This window comes from Qipengyuania pacifica, from assembly GCF_019711555.1.
In the GTDB taxonomy this organism is placed as follows: Bacteria; Pseudomonadota; Alphaproteobacteria; order Sphingomonadales; family Sphingomonadaceae; genus Qipengyuania; species Qipengyuania pacifica.
The window spans coordinates 209464-233025 of sequence record NZ_JAIGNQ010000001.1 but is presented as its reverse complement, the minus strand read 5'-3'; the positions used below and the strand labels follow the sequence as shown (position 1 = coordinate 233025).

Annotated in this window: 32 protein-coding genes; 23 read left to right on the top strand and 9 right to left on the bottom strand. The window is 61.2% G+C overall.

Annotated features, from left to right (window positions below; translation table 11 throughout):
• The first annotated feature begins 35 nt into the window (after positions 1-35).
• The 12 genes from K3177_RS01170 to K3177_RS01115 all read left to right on the top strand — a co-directional run bounded on the left by K3177_RS01170 (position 36) and on the right by K3177_RS01115 (position 8976).
• The gene (locus K3177_RS01170) at positions 36-1367 is read left to right on the top strand and encodes a hypothetical protein (RefSeq protein ID WP_221596470.1); all 1332 of its coding nucleotides are present in this window, start codon (positions 36-38) and stop codon (positions 1365-1367) included.
• A 32-nt stretch (positions 1368-1399) separates the two neighbouring features.
• Positions 1400-1987 (top strand): flagellar basal body-associated FliL family protein, encoded by a 588-nt coding sequence (locus K3177_RS01165; protein ID WP_221596468.1) that lies wholly within the window; start codon positions 1400-1402, stop codon positions 1985-1987.
• Entirely contained in the window at positions 1984-2880 is an 897-nt protein-coding gene (locus K3177_RS01160) for a FliM/FliN family flagellar motor C-terminal domain-containing protein (protein ID WP_103024032.1), read from the top strand. Before K3177_RS01165 ends, K3177_RS01160 begins: the two co-directional genes overlap by 4 nt.
• Before the next feature lie 5 nt (positions 2881-2885).
• Positions 2886-3209 carry a flagellar motor switch protein FliN gene (fliN, locus tag K3177_RS01155; protein ID WP_234003182.1) on the top strand — a complete coding sequence of 108 codons (324 nt, stop codon included), beginning with the start codon at positions 2886-2888 and terminating at the stop codon, positions 3207-3209.
• A complete protein-coding gene (locus K3177_RS01150; RefSeq protein ID WP_103024033.1) occupies positions 3209-3490 on the top strand; it encodes a flagellar biosynthetic protein FliO in 282 nt (93 codons plus the stop codon). The genes fliN and K3177_RS01150 overlap by 1 nt, the downstream gene beginning before the upstream one ends.
• Entirely contained in the window at positions 3487-4254 is a 768-nt protein-coding gene (gene fliP / locus K3177_RS01145; protein WP_103024034.1) for a flagellar type III secretion system pore protein FliP, read from the top strand. Before K3177_RS01150 ends, fliP begins: the two co-directional genes overlap by 4 nt.
• A gap of 4 nt (positions 4255-4258) precedes the next feature.
• Positions 4259-4531, top strand: a complete 273-nt coding sequence (locus K3177_RS01140) for a flagellar biosynthetic protein FliQ (protein ID WP_103024035.1) — start codon at positions 4259-4261, stop codon at positions 4529-4531.
• 10 nt (positions 4532-4541) lie between these two features.
• Positions 4542-5327, top strand: coding sequence for a flagellar biosynthetic protein FliR (gene fliR / locus K3177_RS01135; RefSeq protein ID WP_103024036.1), 786 nt, complete (start codon positions 4542-4544; stop codon positions 5325-5327).
• Positions 5324-6481, top strand: coding sequence for an EscU/YscU/HrcU family type III secretion system export apparatus switch protein (locus K3177_RS01130; RefSeq protein ID WP_221596466.1), 1158 nt, complete (start codon positions 5324-5326; stop codon positions 6479-6481). The genes fliR and K3177_RS01130 overlap by 4 nt, the downstream gene beginning before the upstream one ends.
• Before the next feature lie 2 nt (positions 6482-6483).
• A complete protein-coding gene (gene fliD / locus K3177_RS01125; protein ID WP_221596464.1) occupies positions 6484-7902 on the top strand; it encodes a flagellar filament capping protein FliD in 1419 nt (472 codons plus the stop codon).
• Position 7903: 1 nt separating this feature from the next.
• Complete coding sequence (locus tag K3177_RS01120; RefSeq protein WP_196847080.1) at positions 7904-8284, top strand: flagellar protein FliS; 381 nt, start codon at positions 7904-7906, stop codon at positions 8282-8284.
• Between the two features lie 95 nt (positions 8285-8379).
• Positions 8380-8976: a LuxR C-terminal-related transcriptional regulator gene (locus K3177_RS01115; RefSeq protein ID WP_221596462.1), complete on the top strand. Its 597-nt coding sequence runs from the start codon at positions 8380-8382 to the stop codon at positions 8974-8976.
• Positions 8977-8991: 15 nt separating this feature from the next.
• Here the strand turns inward: K3177_RS01115 and K3177_RS01110 are convergent, their stop codons facing one another.
• The 9 genes from K3177_RS01110 to K3177_RS01070 form a co-directional block, all read right to left on the bottom strand.
• Positions 8992-9438 (bottom strand): hypothetical protein, encoded by a 447-nt coding sequence (locus K3177_RS01110; RefSeq protein ID WP_221596461.1) that lies wholly within the window; start codon positions 9436-9438, stop codon positions 8992-8994.
• Positions 9439-9530: 92 nt separating this feature from the next.
• On the bottom strand, positions 9531-10256 hold the full coding sequence (locus K3177_RS01105) for a sigma-70 family RNA polymerase sigma factor (protein ID WP_221596459.1): 726 nt from the start codon (positions 10254-10256) through the stop codon (positions 9531-9533).
• Positions 10253-12355 carry a flagellar biosynthesis protein FlhA gene (locus tag K3177_RS01100; protein ID WP_221596457.1) on the bottom strand — a complete coding sequence of 701 codons (2103 nt, stop codon included), beginning with the start codon at positions 12353-12355 and terminating at the stop codon, positions 10253-10255. Before K3177_RS01100 ends, K3177_RS01105 begins: the two co-directional genes overlap by 4 nt.
• On the bottom strand, positions 12352-13203 hold the full coding sequence (locus K3177_RS01095; protein ID WP_345725332.1) for a transglycosylase SLT domain-containing protein: 852 nt from the start codon (positions 13201-13203) through the stop codon (positions 12352-12354). Before K3177_RS01095 ends, K3177_RS01100 begins: the two co-directional genes overlap by 4 nt.
• A 76-nt stretch (positions 13204-13279) precedes the next feature.
• The gene (locus K3177_RS01090) at positions 13280-13615 is read right to left on the bottom strand and encodes a hypothetical protein (RefSeq protein WP_103024044.1); all 336 of its coding nucleotides are present in this window, start codon (positions 13613-13615) and stop codon (positions 13280-13282) included.
• Positions 13612-13899 carry a flagellar biosynthesis anti-sigma factor FlgM gene (locus K3177_RS01085; RefSeq protein WP_221596455.1) on the bottom strand — a complete coding sequence of 96 codons (288 nt, stop codon included), beginning with the start codon at positions 13897-13899 and terminating at the stop codon, positions 13612-13614. The genes K3177_RS01090 and K3177_RS01085 overlap by 4 nt, the downstream gene beginning before the upstream one ends.
• A gap of 80 nt (positions 13900-13979) precedes the next feature.
• Positions 13980-14492 (bottom strand): flagella basal body P-ring formation protein FlgA, encoded by a 513-nt coding sequence (locus K3177_RS01080; protein WP_221596452.1) that lies wholly within the window; start codon positions 14490-14492, stop codon positions 13980-13982.
• An 83-nt stretch (positions 14493-14575) separates the two neighbouring features.
• The gene (locus K3177_RS01075) at positions 14576-14971 is read right to left on the bottom strand and encodes a hypothetical protein (RefSeq protein ID WP_221596450.1); all 396 of its coding nucleotides are present in this window, start codon (positions 14969-14971) and stop codon (positions 14576-14578) included.
• The gene (locus K3177_RS01070; protein WP_221596448.1) at positions 14968-15624 is read right to left on the bottom strand and encodes a MotA/TolQ/ExbB proton channel family protein; all 657 of its coding nucleotides are present in this window, start codon (positions 15622-15624) and stop codon (positions 14968-14970) included. Before K3177_RS01070 ends, K3177_RS01075 begins: the two co-directional genes overlap by 4 nt.
• A 183-nt stretch (positions 15625-15807) precedes the next feature.
• Here K3177_RS01070 and K3177_RS01065 point away from each other — a divergent pair, with 183 nt between their 5' ends.
• The 11 genes from K3177_RS01065 to flgL are packed head-to-tail and all read left to right on the top strand — an operon-like array spanning position 15808 to position 23549.
• On the top strand, positions 15808-16155 hold the full coding sequence (locus K3177_RS01065) for a flagellar basal body rod protein FlgB (RefSeq protein WP_103024049.1): 348 nt from the start codon (positions 15808-15810) through the stop codon (positions 16153-16155).
• Positions 16156-16157: 2 nt separating this feature from the next.
• The gene (gene flgC / locus K3177_RS01060; protein WP_103024050.1) at positions 16158-16562 is read left to right on the top strand and encodes a flagellar basal body rod protein FlgC; all 405 of its coding nucleotides are present in this window, start codon (positions 16158-16160) and stop codon (positions 16560-16562) included.
• A complete protein-coding gene (locus K3177_RS01055; RefSeq protein WP_221596446.1) occupies positions 16559-16840 on the top strand; it encodes a flagellar hook assembly protein FlgD in 282 nt (93 codons plus the stop codon). The genes flgC and K3177_RS01055 overlap by 4 nt, the downstream gene beginning before the upstream one ends.
• Before the next feature lie 15 nt (positions 16841-16855).
• A complete protein-coding gene (locus K3177_RS01050; RefSeq protein WP_221596445.1) occupies positions 16856-17668 on the top strand; it encodes a flagellar hook-basal body complex protein in 813 nt (270 codons plus the stop codon).
• Between the two features lie 5 nt (positions 17669-17673).
• Entirely contained in the window at positions 17674-18414 is a 741-nt protein-coding gene (locus K3177_RS01045) for a flagellar basal body rod protein FlgF (protein ID WP_103024053.1), read from the top strand.
• A 22-nt stretch (positions 18415-18436) separates the two neighbouring features.
• The gene (gene flgG / locus K3177_RS01040; RefSeq protein ID WP_103024054.1) at positions 18437-19225 is read left to right on the top strand and encodes a flagellar basal-body rod protein FlgG; all 789 of its coding nucleotides are present in this window, start codon (positions 18437-18439) and stop codon (positions 19223-19225) included.
• 11 nt (positions 19226-19236) lie between these two features.
• Positions 19237-19890 (top strand): flagellar basal body L-ring protein FlgH, encoded by a 654-nt coding sequence (locus K3177_RS01035; RefSeq protein WP_221596444.1) that lies wholly within the window; start codon positions 19237-19239, stop codon positions 19888-19890.
• A gap of 11 nt (positions 19891-19901) precedes the next feature.
• Positions 19902-20999, top strand: a complete 1098-nt coding sequence (locus K3177_RS01030; protein ID WP_103024120.1) for a flagellar basal body P-ring protein FlgI — start codon at positions 19902-19904, stop codon at positions 20997-20999.
• Positions 20996-21301 carry a rod-binding protein gene (locus K3177_RS01025; RefSeq protein ID WP_221596442.1) on the top strand — a complete coding sequence of 102 codons (306 nt, stop codon included), beginning with the start codon at positions 20996-20998 and terminating at the stop codon, positions 21299-21301. The genes K3177_RS01030 and K3177_RS01025 overlap by 4 nt, the downstream gene beginning before the upstream one ends.
• Positions 21301-22641 (top strand): flagellar hook-associated protein FlgK, encoded by a 1341-nt coding sequence (gene flgK, locus K3177_RS01020; RefSeq protein WP_221596440.1) that lies wholly within the window; start codon positions 21301-21303, stop codon positions 22639-22641. Before K3177_RS01025 ends, flgK begins: the two co-directional genes overlap by 1 nt.
• Positions 22638-23549, top strand: a complete 912-nt coding sequence (flgL, locus tag K3177_RS01015; protein ID WP_103024057.1) for a flagellar hook-associated protein FlgL — start codon at positions 22638-22640, stop codon at positions 23547-23549. The genes flgK and flgL overlap by 4 nt, the downstream gene beginning before the upstream one ends.
• Positions 23550-23562: the final 13 nt, after the last annotated feature.

Below are 23562 nucleotides of genomic sequence, written 5' to 3'. Positions count from 1 at the left end.
TGATAGACTGTCCGTGAACCTAACACGGACTTGCCATGAACATCTCGTTTGCCCATTCGAAAACGCCCGACACCCAATCCGTCGCCGCCGGTCTGGATGGCGAAAGTGGGCGTAAAAACGGTGCTTCGCAGGGCGTAGACGGCTTCGCCGACCTGCTGAACCAGCTCGCATCGGTCTTGCCGGTCCTGCCGGCCGGACTCGGTACGGCAGAGAGCGGCACCGAAGAGCGGCAGGACGGTGAATTGCCGACCGGCAATATCTTGCCGCTTTTGCCGGTCGATCCGGTTGCCGATGCCGATGTCGAACTTGCCCTGGTGGCTTCGCCCCTCATGTCTCTTGTGCCTCCGGCAGCCCAGGCGCCGGTTGTCGCAGGCTCGTCCGACGCGTCGCTCGCGGCAGGCAAACCGATCAATAACGCTTCGGGCATTGCCCCTCTGGCCATCGCTGCCGAACTCGTCGCTACCGGTGCCGAGGCATCGCCTTCCGAAAGTTCCGAGCCAACATCCTTCGTCGTGCGTATCGCTGCGGCCGACAAGCCTGTAGATGCCAAGGCGGCCGATCTGTTCGTCACCGCGCCCGAGGGCAAGGCGCAGTCCGCTTCGCCTGTTCCTGCCACGAACGACCGCCTTTCCCAGGCAGTCGCGGCTGGCACGGCACAGGCCACTCCAGTCGATGCGAAAGCCGCAACGGCTTCTGCCACGACCAGCCAGCCAGCCGTCCAGCCTGCCCTCGATCCCGCCAGCGGCGACAGCAAGCAGGATGGTGACCGTCCCGCCAGCGACAGGCAGGCTCCCGCCAGCCAGACCAGCACGGCCGATCTCGCCAAGGTATCGCCGCAGCTCGTCTCGGCCCGTTTCGAAGATACGATGGTTGCCGCCCGGGCCGGCACTGTCACGCCGCGTACGGTGACCACCGATCAGTTCGCTCAGGTCGAACGCGTCGTCGAACATCTCACCGCAGCCCGCCAGATGGATCTGTCCAAACCGGCAGCCATCGCCGTGGCCCACAAGGAATTCGGCGCTCTGACCGTGACCTTCGATCAGTCCGGCGGCAAGATGAACGTCGAGATCGCAGCCGAAAATCAGGAAAGCCAGCGCGCGCTGGCGGCGGCGATGGCCAGCGATCGCGGAATGCCCCGCCAGCAGGATATGGGCGGTCATTCCCAATCCGCGCAGAACCAGAACAATCACGCCGCTGCGGACCGTCATGGCGGCAACGGCAATTCCAGCGCGGCATCCGGTCAGGGCAATGCGGGGGACAATGGCCGTTCGCAGCAATTCGACCAGCGTGGCCGCCACGATGAACGTGCCCGGCCGGGCACCCAGACGCCTGCCAGAAACTCCGGCGACGACGCTCTCTACGCCTGATCTGTCAGCATTCCATTCAACAGGATTACCCCATGTCGAACGATAAAACTTCTGAAGAAACCGTGAAAAAGAAAAAGGGCGGTAAGCTCAAGCTGGTGCTTTTCTCGCTCGTTCTGCTGGGTGCAGGCGGCGGCGGCACTTATGCCGCATTCGCCAGCGGCATGCTCGGTGCGCACGGGGCGAAGGAAGAAGATCGCAATCCCAAGCTGGTGCTCAAGGGAGAAGAAGATCCCTATCCCTTCGTCGCAGAAGGCGGCGAGAAGGAAGCGGCGCCCGCCATTCACGGCGGCGGCGGGGGTAAATACCGCACGGCCTATTACAATTTTTCCGACGAGTTCACGTCCAACCTGGCGAACGGAACTGCGCTGATCCAGGTCAGCCTCGCTGCATCGACCCATTACGATGGGCGCGTGATGATGTGGCTGAACGAGCATGAAACCGCTCTGCGGTCGCGCATTCTGGCCGAGCTTGCAGCAACCAGCGAAGAAGATCTCGCCAGCATCCGCGGCAAGGAAGAACTGCAGAAGCGTCTGACCAAGGCGATCAACGAAACGCTTGAAGAACGCGAAGGCTTCGGCGGCGTCGACAGCGTCTATTTCCGATCCTTCATCGTCCAATGATCACGACCGGTATCCCCGAGGCTGTGGCCCGAGCAGCATGTCACTGCGACGAGCTGCTCAGCCGCGCGGCAACTCCGCCCGAACTCGATATCGAGTTCGCCCGGTTTGCGCGCGGCATCGCTCAGCAGTCGCAGCATCAGCTGTCCCAACTGTGCGATGATCGCGGGCTTGCCGTGGACATTGCGGACGCCGAACTGCTGCCTGTTGGCGAATGGTTTGCAAAGGTCGGGGCGGCTCATCGCCACAGCTTCTATTCGATCGGGCAGGAAAGCCGCGGAATCCTGATTTCGGTCCGGATCGGCGAACTGGTTGGCCAGTTCGAACGGATCCTCGGCGGCACGGGCGAAGTGGACGAAAAATGCACCGTCCTGCCCGCCTCTGCCAACCGTTTCGCACAGCAGTTCGAAGACCGCATGGCCGAAGTCATTCAGGCAGCCAGCGATCGGCGCGGCATCGCGGCAAGCGCGAATGGCGAAGAAGTCGAACAGGTTGCACCTTATGCATCGGGTGATCGCGTCTGGACGGTAACGCTCACCATCACGTCTGCCAAAAGCGCGCGACCGTGGAAGGTCCGGCTTGCGGCGTGCAACTCGACGATCGCCGAAATCGTCGGCACGCGCGCCGTCTCGCCGGCTACCGGCCGGACGATCGGTGCACGCGGTCTCAACGGGTCGGCCATTGCCGAAGTCGATCTTCCGCTGCGCGCCGTACTGGTCGACGTTCCGATGTCGATCGCGCGGCTCGCCAGCCTTGAACCCGGCTCGGTCATCCCGGTCGCGGTCAACCGCAACGTCCCGCTGATGACCGGAAATCTCACCATCGCGCATGGCTGTGTCGGCGAACTCGACGACCGTGTCGCCCTCGAACTTACCCAAACATTCCTCTCGGAGTAGAACCCATGGTTTCGCACGCAGACGGCTTCGGCCTCATTCAGGACATCGACGTCCGCCTCACCGTTGAACTCGGCCGCAAATCCATGCGCCTGCGCGACGTGCTGGCTCTGGGCGAATCCAGCGTCATCGAACTCGACCGCCTGACCGACGAACCGCTCGACATGTTCGTCAATGGCAAGCTGATTGCGCGCGGCGAAGTCGTCGCGCAGGGCAGTCGCTTCGCCATCCGCGTTCTCGAAATCGTCGGCGCCAGCTCCAGCGAACCCGCGATCGACCGCCGCACTCCGCCGCTGACGGTCACGCCGACCGGTGCAGGCGAGCACGCCTGATGTTCTGGTACGTCCTCAAGCTCCTGATCCTGCTGCCGCTGATTGGCGCAATGATCTGGGGCAGCCTCAAGCTCGCCAAGAAGATGCAGGGCCAGTTCGGTGCCCCCGCTGGCGGCAGCAAGGCGGTTCGCATCGTGGAAACCACCATGCTTTCGCCCACCCTGCGTCTGGCCGTGATCGAATTTCATGGTCGCGAGATCCTCGTGTCAACGTCGCGCAACGGCCTCACCCGCCTGGCCGAAGCGCCGGCGCGTCCGCAGGCAGAGGAAACCGTTCAGTGATCGCCCGTTTCGCCAGGCTGACAGCCTTTCTGACTGCTCTCGCCTATCCGGCGTTGGTGCATGCGCAGGCCTCGGACACCGCGGTTTCGGGCGCACTCGACCGCGCCTTCGGCCAGATGGCAGGTGCTGGCGGCGAACCGCTGAGCCTGTCGCTCCAGCTGCTGCTGGTGATGGGCCTGTTGACGATCCTGCCAGCGCTTCTTCTGATGATGACGAGTTTCACGCGCATCATCGTGGTGCTGGCGATCCTGCGTCAGGCACTCGGTCTGCAGCAGTCGCCGCCCAACCAGGTGCTGATCGGTATCAGCCTGTTCCTGTCCATGTTCATCATGGCGCCGACTCTGGAAAACGTGAACCAGAACGCCATCGCCCCCTATTCGGCGGGTGAAATCGGCGCAGAGGTCGCGATCGAGCGGGCAGGCGACCAGTTTCACGCCTTCATGATCCGCCAGACGCGCGAATACGATCTTCAGATGTTTGCCGATATCGCCGATGCCGGTCAGTTCGCCAGCCCGCAGGACGTACCCTTCTCGATCCTGCTGCCCGCCTTCGTGACCAGCGAACTCAAGACCGCATTCCAGATCGGGTTCATGCTGTTCCTGCCGTTTCTCGTCATCGACCTCGTCGTCTCAAGCGTGCTGATGAGCCTCGGTATGATGATGATGAGCCCGATGATCGTTTCGCTACCCTTCAAGCTGCTGCTGTTCGTCCTCGTCGACGGGTGGGCACTGCTGATGGGTTCGCTCGCCTCAAGTTTCGGATAATATCATGGACGAAAGCGCCATCCTTCTTTCCATGGCCGACCGGATGCTGTGGATCGCCGCCCTCGTTGCGGCGCCGATCCTGATCGCCAGTCTCGCCATCGGTCTCGTCATCGGCCTCGTGCAGGCCGCGACCTCGGTCAACGAACAGACGCTGACCTTCGTGCCGAAACTCGGCGCGGTGGCCTTCGTGCTCGTTATTCTGGGGGCGTCGATGATGTCGGTCGTGGCCGATTTCACGCAGGACATCTTCACCGAAATCGCGCGGATCGGCGACTGAGACTGACGCGGTGAACGGGCTCGATCTCGGCATTGGTGCGCTGGAGCAGGACATGTGGCGGGTCGTCTTTCTGATGACCCGGCTCGGTGCGGCCCTGCTTGCAGCCCCGTTCTTCGGGGCGACATCGGTACCCATGGCGGTGCGCATATCGATCACCGGCGCGCTTGCCATATTCGTGTCGATATGGATGCCCGCCATCGCCACGCCGCCGGCACTGCTCTCGCTCGACGGCGTTCTCACCATCGCCGGCGAGGTCATCGTCGGCCTGGCTCTGGGCTTCGTGTTGCAGCTCGCCTTCGCCGCGCCGACCGTTGCCGCCGAACTGATCGGTGGCGGAATGGGGATGAGCATGGCGGTGTCACAGGATGCGATGGGTGGGGGGACGACCACGTCCTTCGGTCAGTATTTCATGATCGTCCTGACGCTGATCTTCCTCGCGACCGGCGCGCATCTTCACTGGATCGCGCTGGTGACGGAAAGCTACAATGCGTTCCCACCCGGACAGACCTGGCTCGGCGCCGAACGGTTCGGCGCCATCGCCGGTTTCGCCAGTTTCATGTTCGAAACCGCCTTGCGGATTGCGCTGCCGGTAACGCTCATCCTGCTGCTGGTGCAGGTGCTCACCGGTATCCTCAGCCGTTCGGCCCCCTCGCTCAACCTCTTCGCGTTGGGATTGCCCGCAGGTGTCCTTGCCGGAATGGCCGCTCTGATCATTTCCGCCCCGCTCATCTACGACCAGTTCACCGGCCTTGTCGGCGACGCGCTGGACCAGACCGAAAGCGTGATTGCGCGATGAGCGAGGAGACCGCCGGCGAAAAAACTTACGCGCCTACTGAAAAGCGGCTCGTCGACGCCGCCAAGAAGGGGGACGTGCTCCGTTCCAAGGACGCCGGCACCGCCGCCGTCATGCTGCTCGGCGGCGCCTGGCTGGCCATCGCTGGCCCATGGCTACTGGAAGGCCTCTCACAGCTCGCCCGCGAAGCCTTCATGTTCGATATGCGCGATGTTAATTATTTCAGCGTCGACGCGCTCCTGCGCCAGAGCCTGCTCCTTGCTCTCCCCGCTATTCTCACACTAGCCGTGCCGGTCATTCTCGTGACTCTCCTGTCCCAGCTTGCATTCGGGCGGGGACGCTGGGTGGTCGACAATCTCAAGGCGAAGGGGCAGCGTATCAATCCCCTGTCCGGCCTGAAACGCATGTTCGGCCCGCAAGGTCTCATCGAAATGGGCAAGGGCCTGCTCAAGATCGCTCTTCTTGGGAGCATCGCCGCCTGGTGGTGGTGGACCAGCATGGAGACGGTCGTCGGTCTGGGGCGAGGCAACTTATCCGCGCAATTGTCCGCGGCCTGGCATGCCATCATCTCGCTGATCTTCGCGCTGGCTGCCGGGCTCGTGGTAATCGCGTTCGTCGATCTTCCGATCCAGTGGATGCGCCAGCAAAAGCGCCTCAAGATGAGCCATCAGGAAATGCGGGACGAAAACAAGGAATCCGAAGGCTCGCCCGAAATGAAGGCCGCCCGGCGCCAGCGTCAGCGTGACATCGCGACCGGCTCCGTAGCTGGCGCGATGCGAGAAGCGCAGTTCGTCATCACCAATCCGACCCATTTCGCCGTTGCCATGACATACGATCCGCTAAAGGCATCCGCACCGATCGTTCTGGCCAAGGGGCGCGGCGACAAGGCGATGGCGATGAAAGAACTGGCTCGCGAGCTTGATCTCCCGACACTCGAGATCCCGCAGCTTGCGCGTTCGGTCTATTATACGACCCGCGAACGGCAGATCATTTGCGAAGATCTGTACGGCGCGGTCGCATCGGTCCTTGCATATGTGTTCTCTTTGAAACGCGGCGAAACGCCGCCGCTGCCTGCCGTCGACGTGCCTGCAGCCTTGTGTTTTGACGCGGATGGTCGTTTGACGGTTAATCCGCAAGCCGAAGCGTCGTTATCATAGCGATGAGTATCTCAGCTTCCTCTATCGCCTCCTCTCTCGGGATCGGCAGCGGCGTCGACATGACCGGCCTGGCGGTGCAGCTGGCTGAAGCGCAGTTCGCAGGTCGCAACCAGCGGCTGACAACCCAGTCCGAGACGCTCGAACGGCGCATCTCGCTCGCCGGTTCCATCCGCAGCAGTTTCTCGACCTTCGCTACGGCATTGGGAGAGCGTTTGCGCACTGGCGACCTTGCACCTTTGCCGACCATCTCGAACCCCGCCGTTGCAGCAGTGTCGAGCCCGCTGGGCTCGATCGGGAAGGGTAGCTATTCGCTTGAAGTCACGAAACTTGCCAGTGGGCAGGTTCTGACCGGAGGCTCGTACGCGAGCGCGCAGGATACTGTCGGTGCCGGTACGCTGACGATCCGTTTCGGCGAAACGAACTCCGCCTCGTTCGCCGAGAATGCCGGCAAAGCTCCGCTTACGCTGGACATCGCTGCCGGTGCGACTTTGGCCGATGTCGCGCAATCCATAAACGGCAAGAATGCCGGTCTCAGCGCCTATGTCGCCCAGACAGCTACGGGTGCGCAACTTGTCATAAAGGGTGCTGACGGGGCGAAGAACGGTTTCGTCATCGAAGCGACGGAGGATGCTGCCAGCCCCGGCTTATCGGCAATGGCATGGCAGCCTGGGAGCGATCCTGCACGATTGGTAAAGACTTCGGCCGATGCCGAGTTCACACTCGATGGGATCGCGCGCACGAGCTCGTCCAATAAGATAGACGGTATTGCGCCCGGTTTGTCGCTGGCGCTGACAGGTACCAATGTTGGTGCGCCAGCGGTCATCAACTTCAACAACCCCTCCAGCGCGCTGTCGTCTGTGATGCAAGACATCACCGGTGCTCTCAACGAAATTTCCGGTGAACTTCGCAGCGCCACCGATCCGAAGACGGGCGAACTTGCGCGGGATACCGGCGCGCGAGCGCTGAGGACCCAGCTGGCCGCGCTCGGGTCCACGGTGATCATGCCCAACGCCCCCGAAGGATCGCCACGGACCCTAGCCGAGCTTGGCCTTGCAATTCAGCGAGACGGTAGCTTCACATTCGACAGTTCCAAACTGACTGCTGCCATGGCCCGCGACCCCGCAGGCGTGGCCGCGATGTTCACCACTGGCCTAAATGGCGTTTATTCGACCATCGATCGGATGGCCCGGTCAAACAGCGTTTCCAGCAACCCGGGGACACTGGCGGGATCCGTCGCGCGCTATCAATCGCAGTCGCAACAGATCAACCGTGATCTGGAAAAGCTCGCCGACCAGCAGGAAGCCTTACGAGCCAACATGGTCGCGCGCTTCGCAAAGGCGGACAGCCGCATCGCCGCATCGAATTCGACGCTTACCTTCCTTCAGTCGCAAATCGACGTATGGAACTCTCAGCGGGATTGAGATGCTTAGCCGGTCCAAACCCAATGAAGCCTATCGTCAGGCGAGTTTCGATGCCCGTCTTCTTGGCAGCTCGAAAGAGGATCTCGTCATCTTCTGCCTCGAAGATTTCATCGAGAACCTCGGGCGGCTCGAAATGGCGGATAGCCGCTTCGATGCAGCCGGGCGAAGCCAGGCCATTACCCGCTGTGTCACTGCTTTGACCGCTCTGGAACTCGGCATCGACCGAACGGCCGAACTGGGAGCCAGCCTCGCGCATCTTTACGGATCTGCCAAAGGCGTCTTGCTCAATTCGATCCGGCAGACCGATGTCCCTGCCATCACGGCCATCAAGGACGATTTCAACGAAATCGCTGCTGCGTTTCGCGGCGCAATGCACAGATAGACTGACCTGGGCATAGGTATTTTCACCTATCCGCTTGGCAATCGGGTATGAACCATAATCCAGCAAAAGTACCCCTACACCAATCGGGGGCTGTTATGGATATCGCTGACTTTACCTTTTACGTCATCGACCAAAACCTGCAGAGGCGAAATGCTCTGGCGCGCCTGTTGAGCAAATATGCGCGCGCTGTTCCGCTGGACAATGTCTCGGAAGTTGGTTCTGTGAGCGCCGGTAAACCCTGCTTTCTCGTTTATGACGAGGAAAGGCAGCTGCAGGCGTGTCTGAGCGAAAAGAACGTCCAGGAGGCACTGGCTGCGGTTCTGGCCTATTCCGAAAAGCCCGAGCTCGAGAGAGTATTCGAAATACTTGATCAGGGCGCGGGCGGATATTTCGATTACGATGGCGGGGAGGCAGATCCCACCCAATCGATCACGCGTCTGCTGCGTCGGAACGCAAAGTTCGAAGGTATGCGACGCCGCCGCCAGGCCGCAGCTCAGAGGCTGCAGGCCCTGAGCCAACGTGAACAGGAAGTGCTTCGTGCCGTTTCCGAAGGTCAGTCGAACAAGGCTATCGCACGGCACCTGTCGGTCAGCCCCAGAACGATCGAAGTTCACCGGCGCAATATGATTGCCAAGCTCGACGTACCATGTTCGATTTCGGCGGTCCGGCTCGCTCTCGAAGCCGAACTCTGACCTAATCCGGCCTCGTCATTCAGGCCGGATATTCTCGATCGACGCGCCTCCCAGAAGGAGAAGTGCGCGCGCACAAGCTGCGACGAGCGCGATTGCCGGATCGTCTCCGAAGAAGTTGCCTTCTTCTATTTCTCCGGAAAAAGAAACCAGCGCCGAAGATGGGCCACTGGCCGCACGGGTAACAAGAATTCCGCAATATGGTCCCACGAGTTCCATCGCCGCGCAAACAAACGCGCGCGCATTGCACAGTTCTGCCAGACGTTCTTCAGTGACGGGTTGATCGAATAGCGCCGCGTATTTCGCCGGCGCTATTAAACGCAATTCAGCGAAAGCTTTAAGCGCAGCATGGGGATCATGCAAACGGCCTTCAACGCAATCATCGACAAATTGCTGAACACTAATTTCCCACGGCGACATTCGCCCATAGCTCCACTTTGTCTGGGGGATCATTGAAAATTTCAATAGATCAAATTGAGTGCGCCAACATACGTCAATGCACTTAAGTTCCCCAAGCTTTGGAGCCGGTGTCTACTTATGGCACGGAAATAAAGCTTCTAAATGGATTCGCGCGCCGTCAAACCGATGCGCAGTTTTTCAAGCGCATTTGCCTTGAGTTGATGGACCCGCGGAACACTCACATCGAGGATTGCTGCGATCTCGGTCAGATTGAGTTCTTCGAGGAAGTGCAATTGAATAACCAATTGCAGACGCTCGGGAAGAGCCGCAATCGCGTGGGCCAAAGCGGCCTTGTCGGCAGCTTCCAACAGCACCGCTTCGGCGGTGGGTTCTTCACTGGTGAAGGCAGGATTGCTATCGGAATAACTGCTCTCCAGATCGACTACGCGAGTGGCAATCTGGTTTCGGGCCTTGTGGTACTCCTCGAGTGAAATTCCCATGGCATGAGCCATTTCATCGGCGCTCGGATCGCGGCCAAGCGTACGCCGCAAATCGTCGGCGGTGCCGTCCATTTTGCGCCTGGTGGCCGCCGCGCCGCGCACGTGATGGGATTGCGACCGCAGGAGATCGATCATGGCGCCGCGAACCCGCATTTTAGCGTAGGCCGCAAATCCGTCCTCGCTCGGCCGTTCGTGTCGCTGCGCGCATTCGGTCAGCGCGATCATCCCGGCCTGCAGCAGGTCGTCCACGTCCAGCGACCCGCCGCAGCTGCCTTCGTAGAACCATGCCAGTCTGTGAACCATCGGCAGGAATTTCTCGATCCGTTCGTTTATCTCGCTCGCATAGGCGCGCTGCGCATTGAAATTGGCGTGGTCGTATTTCATGCTGCGAGGGCCTCCATTTCATGGCCAAGTTGTGCAGGTTGGGCCGGTGCTTCATCGCCAATCACGGCGATCACTTCGATCGGCTGCGCGGCGGGGAGTTCGTTGATAGATAGAACGATGCATTGCGGCGCGCGCAGCCGTAGTAGGGCCGAAAGCGCACGGCGCGCACGAGGTTGGACGATCAGTGCGGGACGCGTAGCCGCAGGATCGCGTTGCGAAAGGATCGCCGCAATCCGTTCGCCGATCGACCGGGCAAGATCCGGTTCGATCACGATTTCGCCCGATGCCGGATCCTGCAGTCCGCTTACCACCATATCCTCAAGCGCTGCCGCCAGCGTGAGCACCGGCAGCTTTGCGTCGGGAGGGCAGATTTCGGCTACGATCATGGCGCCCAGATCTGCGCGAACGATATCGATCAAGCGATCATGATCGGCTGTTTGCTGGGCGGCGAGCGAGATGCTGGAGAAAACACGCAGGCCGTGACGCAGCGAGATGCCGTCTGCCAGCAGCGCTTTCAGCAGGCGCGTCACGGCGGCGAGCGACAGTGGCTGCGGCGTAATGGTCTCGATCAGTTGTCCATGCCGCGCACGCAGATGATCGATAAGGTCGCGTACCTGGTCCGGCCCGAGAAGATCCTGCGCGCGTGCGGCAAGCAATTGGTGGATCTGCGTGGCGATCACGCTTTCCGGATCGACCGCGAGGTATCCTTCGGCAACAGCCAGGTCCCGCGCACCAGGGTCGATCCACAGGGCAGGGCAACCGAAACTCGGATCGATTGTGGATTCACCCGAAACGGCCTGCGAATGCATGACTTCTCCCGTGTCGATGGCCAGCATGTGGCCGGGCTTGATCTTGCCACCGCCGATGGTCGCGCCGCCCAGAGTGATGCGATAGCTGTCGGGCTCGACCTCGAAGCTGTCCTCGATCCGGAACTGGGGAACGATGAAGCCGAAATTCTGGCACATCTGCTTGCGCAGGCCTGTGAGCCGCGCGACCAGTGTGGCGCCGCGCTTCTGATCCGTCATGCTGATAAGCCCGTAACCCAGCTGGATGGTGACCAGCGTCTGGTCGGTCACGTCCTCGATCCCGATATGTCCCGGATCGGGCGTGGCGACCGGTTCCGGAATGTTCTGTGCGGCATGCTGGCGCTTGCGCAGAGTATGCCATAAGCCGAACGTGCCAGCAGAAAGTGGCAGTATGATCGATTGCGGCATGGCCGGAATACAGCCGATTGCGAGCAGAATGCAGGCAACCGGTAGCCATATTCTTGGGTCAGCCAACTGGCCGCCGATCTGTCCGGTCAAATCGCGAGCATCTGAAACGCGCGTGACGATAACCGCCGCGGCAATGGAAAGCAGGAGCGCGGGCACCGAAGCTACCAGAGCGTCGCCAACGGCCAGCGTGACATAGAACTCGGCCGCTTCACCAGCCGAGAGCCCATGCGTCGAAATACCCAGCACGAGACCGGCGATGACGTTGATCAGCAGGATCAGCAATGCGGCAACCGCATCGCCCTTCACGAATTTGCTGGCACCGTCCATTGACCCGTAGAAATCGGCTTCGGTGGCGATTTCGCGGCGGCGAGCCTTGGCTTCGTCGGCGGTGAGCAGACCTGCAGCCAGATCGGCGTCGATCGCCATCTGTTTGCCGGGTAGCGCATCGAGGGTGAAGCGTGCCGAAACTTCCGATACGCGGCCCGCGCCCTTGGTGACGACCATCAGGTTGATGATCATCAGGATCAGGAACACGAAGATGCCGACGGCGAAGTTGCCGCCGATAAGGAACGCCCCAAACGCTTCGATTACCTTGCCCGCTGCTGCGCCACCTTCGTGGCCATTCAGCAGCACGATACGGGTAGACGCCACGTTGAGTGCCAGCCGTAGAAGCGTGGCAAACAGCAGGACCGAAGGGAAAGACGAGAAATCGAGCGGCTTTTGCGCGTTCATCGCCGCCATGAGGACCGAAACCGAGAGCGCGATGTTCATGACGAAGAACACGTCGAGGAGCATCGCCGGGATCGGCATGACCATCAGCAGAATGATCGTGAGGATCCCGACGGGCAGAGCCAGGCCGGGATTAAGGAACTGACGCGCGCTCACAGGCCGAATGCCCTGAATTTGCTATATGCGGCTGCTACCTGCTCGGTAGCCCGTCCGCCTCCCGAACTTACATCACCGAATGTCGCGCGGAGGGTATCCGCCATCGATGCTCGCCGCCCGCCGTCGGGAAGGGAGGGGACGGCAAAACCGCTTCGCGATGCACCAGGCTGGCGCATCGGTGACTGGGCGGCAAACCGTGCAAAATCGTAACCGGCCGGCTCTCCGTTGCGGGGAATGGATGTATCGCCATAGGCGCCGGCAACCTTTTCCTGCATGACCGCCATGACCTCTCCTACCGAGCGGGGCGTACCGCCGGAAAAGAAGATCGATTTATTGGCGTGCGCAGCCTGTGGCAGCAGAGCAACCGCCGATTGAGAAGGGTTGCTTCCTAGGGCACCGAGGAACTGTTGCGCGCCGCCAAGGCCCAGAAAGTGAGCAAGATAGAGTTCGGCCGGTTGAGGTTCGCGCCCCAGCGTGGTGCGTAAACCTTCTGCATTTTCGCGCGTGAGCTCGGCCGCCATGAGCGAGGAAGTGTCGGCATCGTAGCGAAGCGAGAGGAGATGATTGCGAGTTGCCGCATCGGTCACACGTCCGCCCGGCCCGATGGCCGCATCCGCCCAGTCCATTCCGTGTTTGGCACCGTGCCGGTCAAGCGTCCGCAGCCAGGTTGAATCGATGAACTGGTACAGACCGGTCGCACTCGAAGTCTGTGCCTTGGCGCTAGGGTCCAGCCCAGATTCAAGCCTCGCCTGCGCCAGGAGGTAATCGAAATCGACCCCCGTACGCGTCGCAGCGCGGGCGATAGCGCCCTGCACTTCGGCGGTCTGGACTGGATTAATGGTAGGCACGCTTCCTCCGGGAACTGGTTCCCCGGAAGTTCAGCAAGATGCGTGCCAAAAAGTCCTGCGTCTGGCTAATGCCCTATCAGGCGAGCGCCATGCTCGTGCCCTTGCGCGGTAAGGCTGCATAGGGAGCATTGTTGCCGGTCAACGCGCCCAGACGGTTCTGCACATTGCTGGCAATGAGGTTACGCAAGCGCCGATTGATCTCGTTCAGGCGCCGAACCGCGTCGAGTACGCCGAGGCATTCTTCGTCCAGGCTGGCCTTCTCGACGGCTTCCAATTTTACGCACAGGTCCATCTTGCCGCTTGTGCATGTAACAATGCGATCGAGGTCGAGAGCGGCAAGAGCCTGCCGCTCACCCTGCAAAAGTGCGAGCATCTGTTGCAGGGTTGCGAGCGTTTCCTGTTTGGCGGTCATTTCCCAATCTTTCCGTACATGCCCGCGGCGATGATTGCGTCGGCGATCTTGGTGGGGATCAGTGGGTAGGTGCCAGTTTCGAGTGCCTTGCGGATCTCTGAAACGCGATCGCTATCGATCGGAGCTTCACCACTTGTGGAGAGGCGCGATGTGGCAACGGCTGCTTCTGCTTCGCGCGAAGAGCCAGCCGTTTTCTGCACGGCGGAGACCTTCGCGGTTGGCTCCACGGCCTTGCTTGGCCGCACCAACGCTCCTGAGAATTCCGGCAATCCGACAATACGCATCGTTTCGCTCCATAAGCTGGTTACCCAACAGAACGGCTCTTGATGCGATGGTTTAACTCCCCGGCAATGAATTTTGCCGATTACGGCAAATCAATGCCGACCTGGCCTGGGCGAAGGACGAGGGCGCGCAGCGTTTCCGTCCGCTGGTCGGAAGCGCGGACCTTGATCCACTGGCCTTCTGCACCGTCCTCAACGGCGGCACCCTGGCGAGTCAGCGTAAAGCCCTTTCCGCGGACCAGAATGCTCACGTTTTCACCGCGTTTGATGATCGCTTCGCCAAATTGCTGCGGCATCCGGTTGGCATTGGAAAAGCCCGCATCCACGGCAACATAGATACGCCATCCCGCACCCGGACACACGACCTGAACAGATCGCTGATCGCGTCCGAACCACTGCATATCAAGGGGGGAGTCGCAGTTCGCCAGCCTGAGGCGCCGGTCCACTGGCAATTTGGCACCGCCCGGTTGACCGACTTCGGCGCCGGTAAAGTCCGCGACGGCACGATCGATGATCGTCAGGTCCATCGGCGATGCTGCTGCTGCGCTTGTCGCCAAAAGCGCGGTCAGGGCGGCTGCGAAGAAGGGTTTACGCATGGTTGTTACTCACTCCGGTTCACGGGGCCGCACGGTTATCGGGCCGTATCACCCTTGGGCGGAGCAAGGTTCGTGCCATTCCTTCATTGTTGTCGGAGATAATCGACTGTAATCACGACATCGTCTGTCGCGTTCGGCGTGGCTATCAAACGTGCAGGAACGCCCGCGCTGTCGGCCTCGGCCAGCAGCCGTTCCGCCTCGGACAAGGCTTCGGCCCGTTTTTCCTGAGTATATCCCACAGAGATCGTCGCCATCTGCCTCTGGTCCGTGGTCGAAGCGATGAGCCATTCTCGAACGGACTCGCCCTGTTCCGGCCGATGCACTGCCAATGCAGACGAGGATGCAGGAGGCTGCCTTTCTTCCTTCGCCTGGCTTTGCGTTGCGGGTTTCTTGCCAACGGCCTGCGCGGTAATCAGAAAGAGGATTAGCGCGAGGTCTGCTATGACGGTTTGCCAACCGGATGCGGCGCGCGCAATCATGCCAATGCCTTGGCATGCTCGGCGAAAGTCACTGCCACCCCGCTTTTACGAATGCCGTGTTCCAGCCACTCCAGAACTTCGTCGCGGTCCAGTTCTTCACGTCGCGATTTGCGTGCAATGGCGTTGCCCAGTGGCGAGAAAAGGAAATTGGCCGCTATCAGCCCATACAGCGTGGTCACTACGGCCATTGAAATTGCGCCGACGATACCGGTCTGTTCTGACGCGAATCCCTGTGCATGGCCTAAAGCGATCAATGTGCCGGCGAGTCCAAGAATAGGGGCCAGTTCCGCCGCGTTGTCGAAGACGCGTATTGCAGTCTGAGCGGTGGCCACCCGTATTTCCTTGAATTTGTGATGTTCGCCATGCAGCGACTGGATCGATCGCTGGCTGATTATAAGATCCGACAGGCTGTCGAATTCGTTGTCTCCGAAATGCTGCGGCTCGGCGCGCAGAAAGCCATCGTCGGCAATTTCGCGTATCTGGACGGAGAGCGCTGCCTTGGCCTGAGTTGCGTTGAACGGCGTTTCGAACAGTCCGCGCAGAGCGCCGATAGCTACACGGCTATCTGCCACCCCGCACCGAAGCAGGGTCGCAATGATCGTGCCGACGAGAACTATGGCGATAGAGGCCGGGTCGAGCCAGGTTTCCAGCATGGGGTAGCTACTCCTTGCAGACAAGAACGGCCTTATTTCGCGCAGATTTACGGGGAGGACGAACTTTGCCGCTCCCCGGCAAAAGCTTGCCGCAATCTGCCGATATGGCCCTGTGTTGCCTCAATTTTGGATTTTGGCACGCCCCTTGCTGAACACCGTCCGTAATCTTTTGCGGAGGCTCGTATGAGCGAAGGACTGTTTGGCATTCATGGAGCGGCGCTGGAAATCCGGTCGCAGCGCATGGGTGTGCTCGGCTCGAATATCGCGAACGCAGCGACGCCCGGCTACAAAGCGCGCGACGTCGATTTCGCTTCTGCGCTTCAGGCGCGCCTCGGCGGTGCCGAAGCTGAGCAGGCGACGGGTCGCTCGATCCAGTATCGCGTCCCGACCATGGCAACGCTCGACGGTAACACGGTCGAAATGGCCACCGAACAGGCCGCGTTTGCTGAAAACGCCGTTGCCTACTCGGCAACCCTCAACTTTCTGCGTGGTCGGGTGGAAACCGTGACCCGCGCTATCAGAGGCGAATAACGATGGCCGGACCGACATCCTTCTTCGAGGTGGGCCACCGTGCCATGTCGGCGCAGCTCGTGCGCATGAACACAGCTGCTTCCAACCTTGCCAATGCCGGCTCGGTCGCAGGTAGCGAAGCAGAAGCGTACCGCCCGATGCGTACCGTGTTCGAACAGGAACTCGATCGCGCAAGCGGCCTGTCCTCTGTCCGTGTGGGCGGAGTGGTGCGCGAAGATGTCGCACCTATTCGTCGCCACGACCCGGGTCACCCGCTGGCCGACGAGAATGGCGATGTCTGGGAAACTCCGGTCGATGAAAACGCCGAAATGGTCGAGATGCTCGAAGCGTCCCGTCAGTACCGCAACATGGTCGAAGCTCTGTCGACCGCCAAGCAGCTCATGCTGGAAACGATGAGGATGAAATGATCAATTCCGTCACCAACACCACGCCCGGGACAAGTTCCGTCGGCCAGGTTCAGGGCCGCGGCATGGACTCGCTCGGGCAGGGGGATTTCCTCAAGCTGCTGACAGTCCAGATGCAGCAGCAGGATCCGTTCGATCCGGTCGATAACAAGGAAATGCTGGCACAGATGGCGCAGTTCTCTTCGCTTGCCGGTGTCGCTGAAACCAATGCCTCTCTCGAGCGGATCGCGGACAAGCTCGACCTGCTCATCAAGTCCAACCAGTCGCCGTCCGACGCCTGATCCAGGAGATAATCCATGTCCTTCTATACTTCGCTCAACGGCATGAAAAATGCGCAGACCTCGCTCGGGGTCATCGCGCACAATATTTCGAACTCGGAAACCTATGGTTTCAAACGTAGCCGTACGGAATTCTCCGAAATCGTCGCTGGTTCGGCGCTGACCAATCCGCGCATGATCCAGGGTATCGGCGCGTCGGTGAAATCGATCACGCAGAACTTCGCGCTTGGTCCGGTGGAACAGACCGGCTCGGCTCTCGATCTCGCGATCACGGGCGACGGCTTCTTCACGACCCGTTCGGCTACCGAAGGATCGACGCTGTACACGCGAGCCGGATCGTTCACGCTCAATGGAAACGGCAACATCGTGAGCAACAGCGGCAACCGCCTCCAGCTGTTCCCGGTCGATGCCAACGGCCAGGTCACTGGCAATACGCTGGCCGATGCCAATCTCCCCCCACAGAACGCCGCCGGTTCGGAATTCGTCGGGGTTACGATCGACGATGTCGGCGTGGTGTCGGCATCTTATGCTGACGGTTCGGTCGAACCAGTCGGTGCCGTCGCACTTGCCACTTTTATCGCTCCCACTGGACTGAAAAAGGTCGGTGACGCGAACTGGGAAGGCACAGGCCTTTCCGGTCAGGCTGCCTACGGGTCGCCGGGAACCGGAGCGTATGGCTCGCTCTTGTCGGGCGCTCTTGAACGCTCGAACGTCGATATCGCGGAAGAACTTGTCGGGCTGATTACCGCCCAGCGCAATTTCCAGGCGAACGCCAAGGCAATCGATACTGCCACCCAGATCTCGCAGACCGTCATCAACCTGCGGACCTGATCGCCATGGACCGCCTTATCCACACCGCGCTTTCGGGCATGCGGGCATCGATGGACAGCCAGCGCGTCATCGCGAGCAACATGGCCAATGCCAATACGCTCGGTTTCCGTGCGGAACTGCTCGATCAGCGCGCCGTCACGATCGAAGGCCAGCCCCTCGAAGCCCGCGCGATGCAGGTCGCACGGGTGCGCGGTGCGGATATGGTCGCTGGCGAAATCATCGAAACTGGCCGCGATCTCGATATTGCGATGGCGACCGATGCCCTCATGGCAGTGCAGGCTGAGGATGGCACCGAAGCCTACACCCGCCGCGGTGACATGTCGATTTCGGCCACCGGCCTACTGGTCAATGGCGAAGGCCGTCCGGTGCTTGGCGATAACGGGCCGATCACCATTCCGCCGGTCGGAATTCCGGGCATTGCACCGGATGGTACGGTAACCATCGCGGATCCGGCAACGCCCGATCAGCCGCCGGCCGAAGTCGGCCGGATCAAGCTGGCAGCGTGGCAAGGCTCGCCGATCAGCAAGGGGCTCGACGGGCTTTTTCGTGTCGAAGGCGGCGGAATACTGCCGACCGACGAAGCGGCGACCGTTCAGGTCGGGGCGCTCGAACAATCCAACGTTAAAACCACCGAAGTGCTGGTGGAAATGATCGATGCGCAACGGCTTTTCGCCATGCGCAGCAAGGTCATCGCGACGGCACGTGAAATCGACGAAAGCGGCGCGCAGCTCATGCGCCTCGGCTAACCAGACAAGAGGATAGTCAATCATGCCCACTTCAGCTCTGCAGGTCGCCCGCACCGGGCTCGAGGCTCAGGATGCGCGCATGCGCGTCATTTCGAACAACCTCGCCAACGTCGGGACCACCGGCTTTAAGCGCGACCGTGCCAACTTTGCTACCCTCGCCTATCAGGATGCCCGCGTTGCCGGCCAGCGTTCGTCGGGCGAAACGGCTTATGCAACCGGACTCAACCTCGGTACCGGCGTGGCGGTCCAGTCCACCAGCCAGATCATGACGCAGGGTGCCCTTAATACGACAGGCAATGCTTTCGACCTTGCTCTCGATGGCGATGGTTATTTCCAGATCGAAATGCCCGGCGGCCGCATCAGCTATACCCGAGCCGGGAATTTCACGCTTTCCGCCGAAGGGCAGCTGGTGACCCAGCAGGGGTATGCGGTCCAGCCAGCCATTACGGTGCCCGAGGGCGCTACTGCGATCGCAGTTTCACCTGACGGTATCGTCTCCGCGACGTTGCCGGGAGAAGCCGAGCCGGCCGAACTGGGCCAGATCCAGGTTGCCCGCTTCACCAATCCTTCGGGCCTTCAGGCCATCGGCGACAACTTCCTGGTCGAAACCGCAGCCAGCGGAGCCGCCGAACTGGCGCCGGGCGGTGAGAACGGCCGCGGCAACGTCCGACAGGGCATGCTGGAATCTTCGAATGTCAACATCGTCGAGGAACTCGTCGAGATGATCGAATGTCAGCGTGCCTACGAGATCAGCTCGAAAATGGTGTCCGCCGTGGACGAAATGCTCCGCAACGCCAATCAGACCCTTTGAGTATCTTCACCATGAAATCCGCACTCTGTCTCGTTCCACTCACTCTCGCCCTTGCTGGTTGCGGTGGCGGTTCTGCCCGGCCCGAAGGCTTTGCAGTCGCACTGCCGCCAGCGCCGCAGGTCGAGCATGATCGCCACCGGGATGGCGCCATTTATCAAGCCAGTCATGGCTATGCGCCTCTGTACTATGGCAATCGCGCGGCGCGGGTGGGCGACATCGTCACCATTGCATTGGTCGAACGGACGCAGACGTCGAAATCCACCAGCGGGTCGACCAAGCGCGACGGCAGCCTCGGACTTTCGCTCCCCAGCTGGACCGGAATCGATAGCAGCGACCTTAATGCTTCGGGTGGCGGGTCGTTCAAAGGGGCAGGCGATGCTTCTCAGGCGAGTTCGATCCGGGCCGATCTTACCGTTTCGATCGTGGAAGTACGCCCGAACGGGACGGCACTGGTACGTGGGGAAAAGGTCATGCAACTCAGCCAGGGCGAAGAGTGGGTCCAGCTTTCGGGCATCATCCGGCTGGCTGATATCGATCAGGATAACCGCATTCCATCGATCCGCGTGGCAGATGCCCGCATTTCCTATTCGGGTGCCGGATCCGTGCAGCGCGCTAGCCGCGAAGGCTGGCTGTCGCGGTTCTTCGGCGTGATCTCGCCCTTCTGAGGATGTCGAACATGATCCGCCCCCTTATCCTTCTGTTCGCGGCTCTGGTTTCCGCGCTCCCGGTTCCGGCTATGGCCGAACGCGTGCGCGACCTTGGGCAATTCCAGTCGGTGCGCTCCAACCAACTGACCGGTTACGGCATAGTTGTTGGCCTGGACGGTTCGGGCGATGACAATTTCGCCTACGCGACGCAGGCCATGCGCGGCGTGTCGGGTCGTCTCGGGCTGCAATTGCCGCCCGGCGTCAATCCAGCTCTCAAAAATGCGGCCGCCGTCATCATAACCGCTGATCTGCCTGCGTTTGCAAAACCTGGTCAGCGCATCGACGTCACCGTTTCGACCATGGGTAGGGCCAAGTCTCTGCGCGGTGGTGCGCTGGTGATGACGCCGCTTTATGGTGCGGATGGCCAGATATATGCTATGGCACAGGGCAATCTTGCCGTTGGCGGCCTGGGCGTTTCCGGCAAGGACGGCTCGAAGCTGACCGTCAACGTACCCACTGTCGGCCGCATTGCCGACGGCGCGACTGTCGAACAGGCAGTGGCCAGCAACTTCGACTTTTCCGAAGTGCTGCGCTGGAACCTCTACAATGCCGACTTCCTGACCATCTCGCGCGTTCGCGATGCGATCAACGGCGCTTACCCCGGCATGGCGCAGGTCGAAGACGGCGTGACGCTGGCTCTGATGTTGCCGCCGGGCGCAAATACTCGTGCGGAAATCATGGCGCAGATCGAAATGCTCGATGTGGACCCGGCCGAACGCGCTGCGAAAGTCGTAATCAACAGTCGCACTGGCACGATCGTGATCTCCAGCGCCGTACGGTTGGCCCCGGCCGCGATCAGCCACGGAAGCCTGGTGGTCCGGATCGACGAGGATCCTGTGGTGGTCCAGCCCGCACCGTTCTCGCGCGGTCAGACCGCCCTTGAACCCAGCAGCACCATCACGGCGAGCCAGAAAGAGAGCGTCGTCTCGCGCGTCGGCCCGGGTGCATCACTGGCCGAGGTCGTGGATGCACTCAACGCTTTGGGTGCGAGCCCCGCCGATCTGGTCGCGATCCTGGAAGGTCTCAAGCAGGCGGGTTCGCTGACAGCAGAACTGGTGATCATATGACGAGCTTTCCGATAAATGTGGCCGGCGCCAGACCGCTTTCCGAGCGCGAGGCGGCCCCGCTGAACAAGGAGTTGCGGGACGCTGCACAGCAGTTCGAGGCAATCCTGCTTCGCCAGATGCTTTCGAGCGCGCGCAGCACCGATTTCGGGGGCAACGATCTGTTCGGCGGCGAGGGCGAAGGCACATTCCGTGAAATGCGCGATGCGCGCTTTGCCGAGCTGACCGCGCAGACCGGCCAGCTTGGCTTTGCCAGTGCCATCGAGAAGCAGCTTGCCCGCTTTCTTCCGAAAGGTGAAAACTGATGGCTTCTGACCTTCTTTCGATCGCCGTCAGCGGTGCCCGTGCAGCGCGCGGCGCACTCGACGTCACTGCGCAGAACATCGCCAATGCTTCGAGCGATGGCTATGTTCGCCGCAGTTTGCGGATTGAGGAGGTCTCTGCATCCGGTGGAGCAGGCCGGATTGGCGACATTTCGCTGTCAGGTTCGCGCATTGCGGAAATTCGCCGCAATGCGGATTCCTTTTTGCAGGGCGAAGTTCGCCGCACATCCGGTGATCTGCAACGCGCGAACACCGAACTGAAGGGTTTGCGCAATATGGAAAGCGCGCTCGAACAGTCGGGCGTCTTTTCCTCCATCGTAGAATTCGAAGCAGCGTTGCAGCAGCTTGCAGGCGATCCGGTCGACCCATCGCGGCGAGCTGCGGTCATCGGCGAAGCGACGACGCTCGCAAGCAAGTTCAACATCACGGCGTCCAGTTTCGACGCAGTGGGCGAGGGCCTGCGGTTCGAAGCCGACGCGCAGGTATCCGAAGCCAACGTCATCGGCGGCGAACTGGCTCGCGTGAACCTGCGCCTGACGCGCGCGGGTGCGGGCAGCAGCGATCGGGCAGCCTTGCTCGACCAGCGCGATCAGTTGCTGGAACGGCTGTCGGGCTTCACTTCCATTACCACGAACTTCGAAAGCGACGGGACAGTTGCCGTCGCGCTCGGAGCCAATCCGACCCAAAGCTTTGTCCAAGGAGGCACGTCGCAGACCCTGTCGTCTGCAGTGGCTGCCGATGGAACGCTCAGCTTCGCTGTCAACGGCCAGCCGGTCAGTCCGGGGTCGGGAAGTCTTGCTGGCGCCTCGCTCGCGCTGACCGAACTGGCATCGGTCCGCGGCCGTCTCGACACGATCGCGGCCAGCCTCGCGGATACGGTGAACAATGCCCAGGCGGCTGGTGTGGCGCTCGACGGTACGCAAGGTCAGCCAATCTTCTCCGGCACGACGGCAGGCACGCTGACGGTCGTCATGACGCAAGGTCAGGGCCTCGCGACCGCACCGACCGGTGCTGGCGCGGGAAGCCGCGACGATTCCAATCTCAATGCCCTTCGCCAATCGCTGGCAAGCCTGAACCCTGCACAGCAACTCAACGGGCTCCTTTTCGATGTGTCCAGCAAGGTGGCTGGTCGCACGGTCACGCAGGGCGCGCTGGATACAATTGCGTCCTCTGCGCGCATCTCGCTCGAGCAGCAATCAGGTGTGGACCTCGATACCGAGGCCGCCAATCTGATCCGTTTCCAGCAGGCATTCCAGGCTTCGGGACGCGCGATGCAGGCGGCGAGCGACATATTCGACACTCTACTGGGGATCGGCCGATGATCAATCTCAGCACCGGCGCGTTTTACGAACGTAGTAGTCGTCAGATCGGCGGCTTGCGGGCTCGCGCGGAAACGCTTCAGCAGCAGATCGGTACGGGGGAGCGGCTCGAACGCTCGTCGGACGATCCCGTGGCTGCAGCGCGGCTGCGCATGCTGAGCCGTACGGAGCGCATCGCCAATGTCGATACGCGCAACTCGCAGCTCGCCGAAGCAGACCTCTCGCTTGCGGATCAAACGCTTGATTCGGTCGTCGATATAGTTGTTCGGGTCCGCGAACTGGCCGTTCGGGCCAATTCCAGCACGCTGAACGACGAGCAACGCTCGGCGATCTCCACCGAAGTTGCCAGCCTGCGCGAAAATCTCGTCGTGCTCGCCAACAGCCGGAATATTTCCGGCCATGCCCTCTTCGGCGGCCAGACTGCCGGTAACGCCTATGTCGATAACGGCACCGGCGTCCAGTTTGTTGGTACGCCCGACATTACCCCGCTCGAGATCGGCGAGGGGCAGTCGGTCGAACCCGGCCTTGCCGGACCTGAAATATTCGAGTTCACGACGGCGAATGGCCCGACCGATCTGTTTGCGGTGCTGGGCAATCTGGCCGCGGCTCTCGCGACCGGCGGGCAGACGGCCATGGATGCCAGCTCTGCGGCGCTGGAAGAATTGGACATCGGGCTTGAAAAGGTAACGACCGCGCAGACCGTCGTCGGCTCACGGCTCAACTGGATCGACCTGATGTCGGATCGGCGCGAAAACAACGCAGAGCGTATTGCCGAAGAACGCGCGGACGTGGGCGGCGCGGATATCGCGGTAACCATGACGCGGCTCCAGGAAACCCTGACCATTCTGGAAGCGAGCCAGGCGAGTTTCGTTCGCCTCGCCAACCTATCCCTATTCTCGATGCTGCGCTGATCGCGGCCCTATC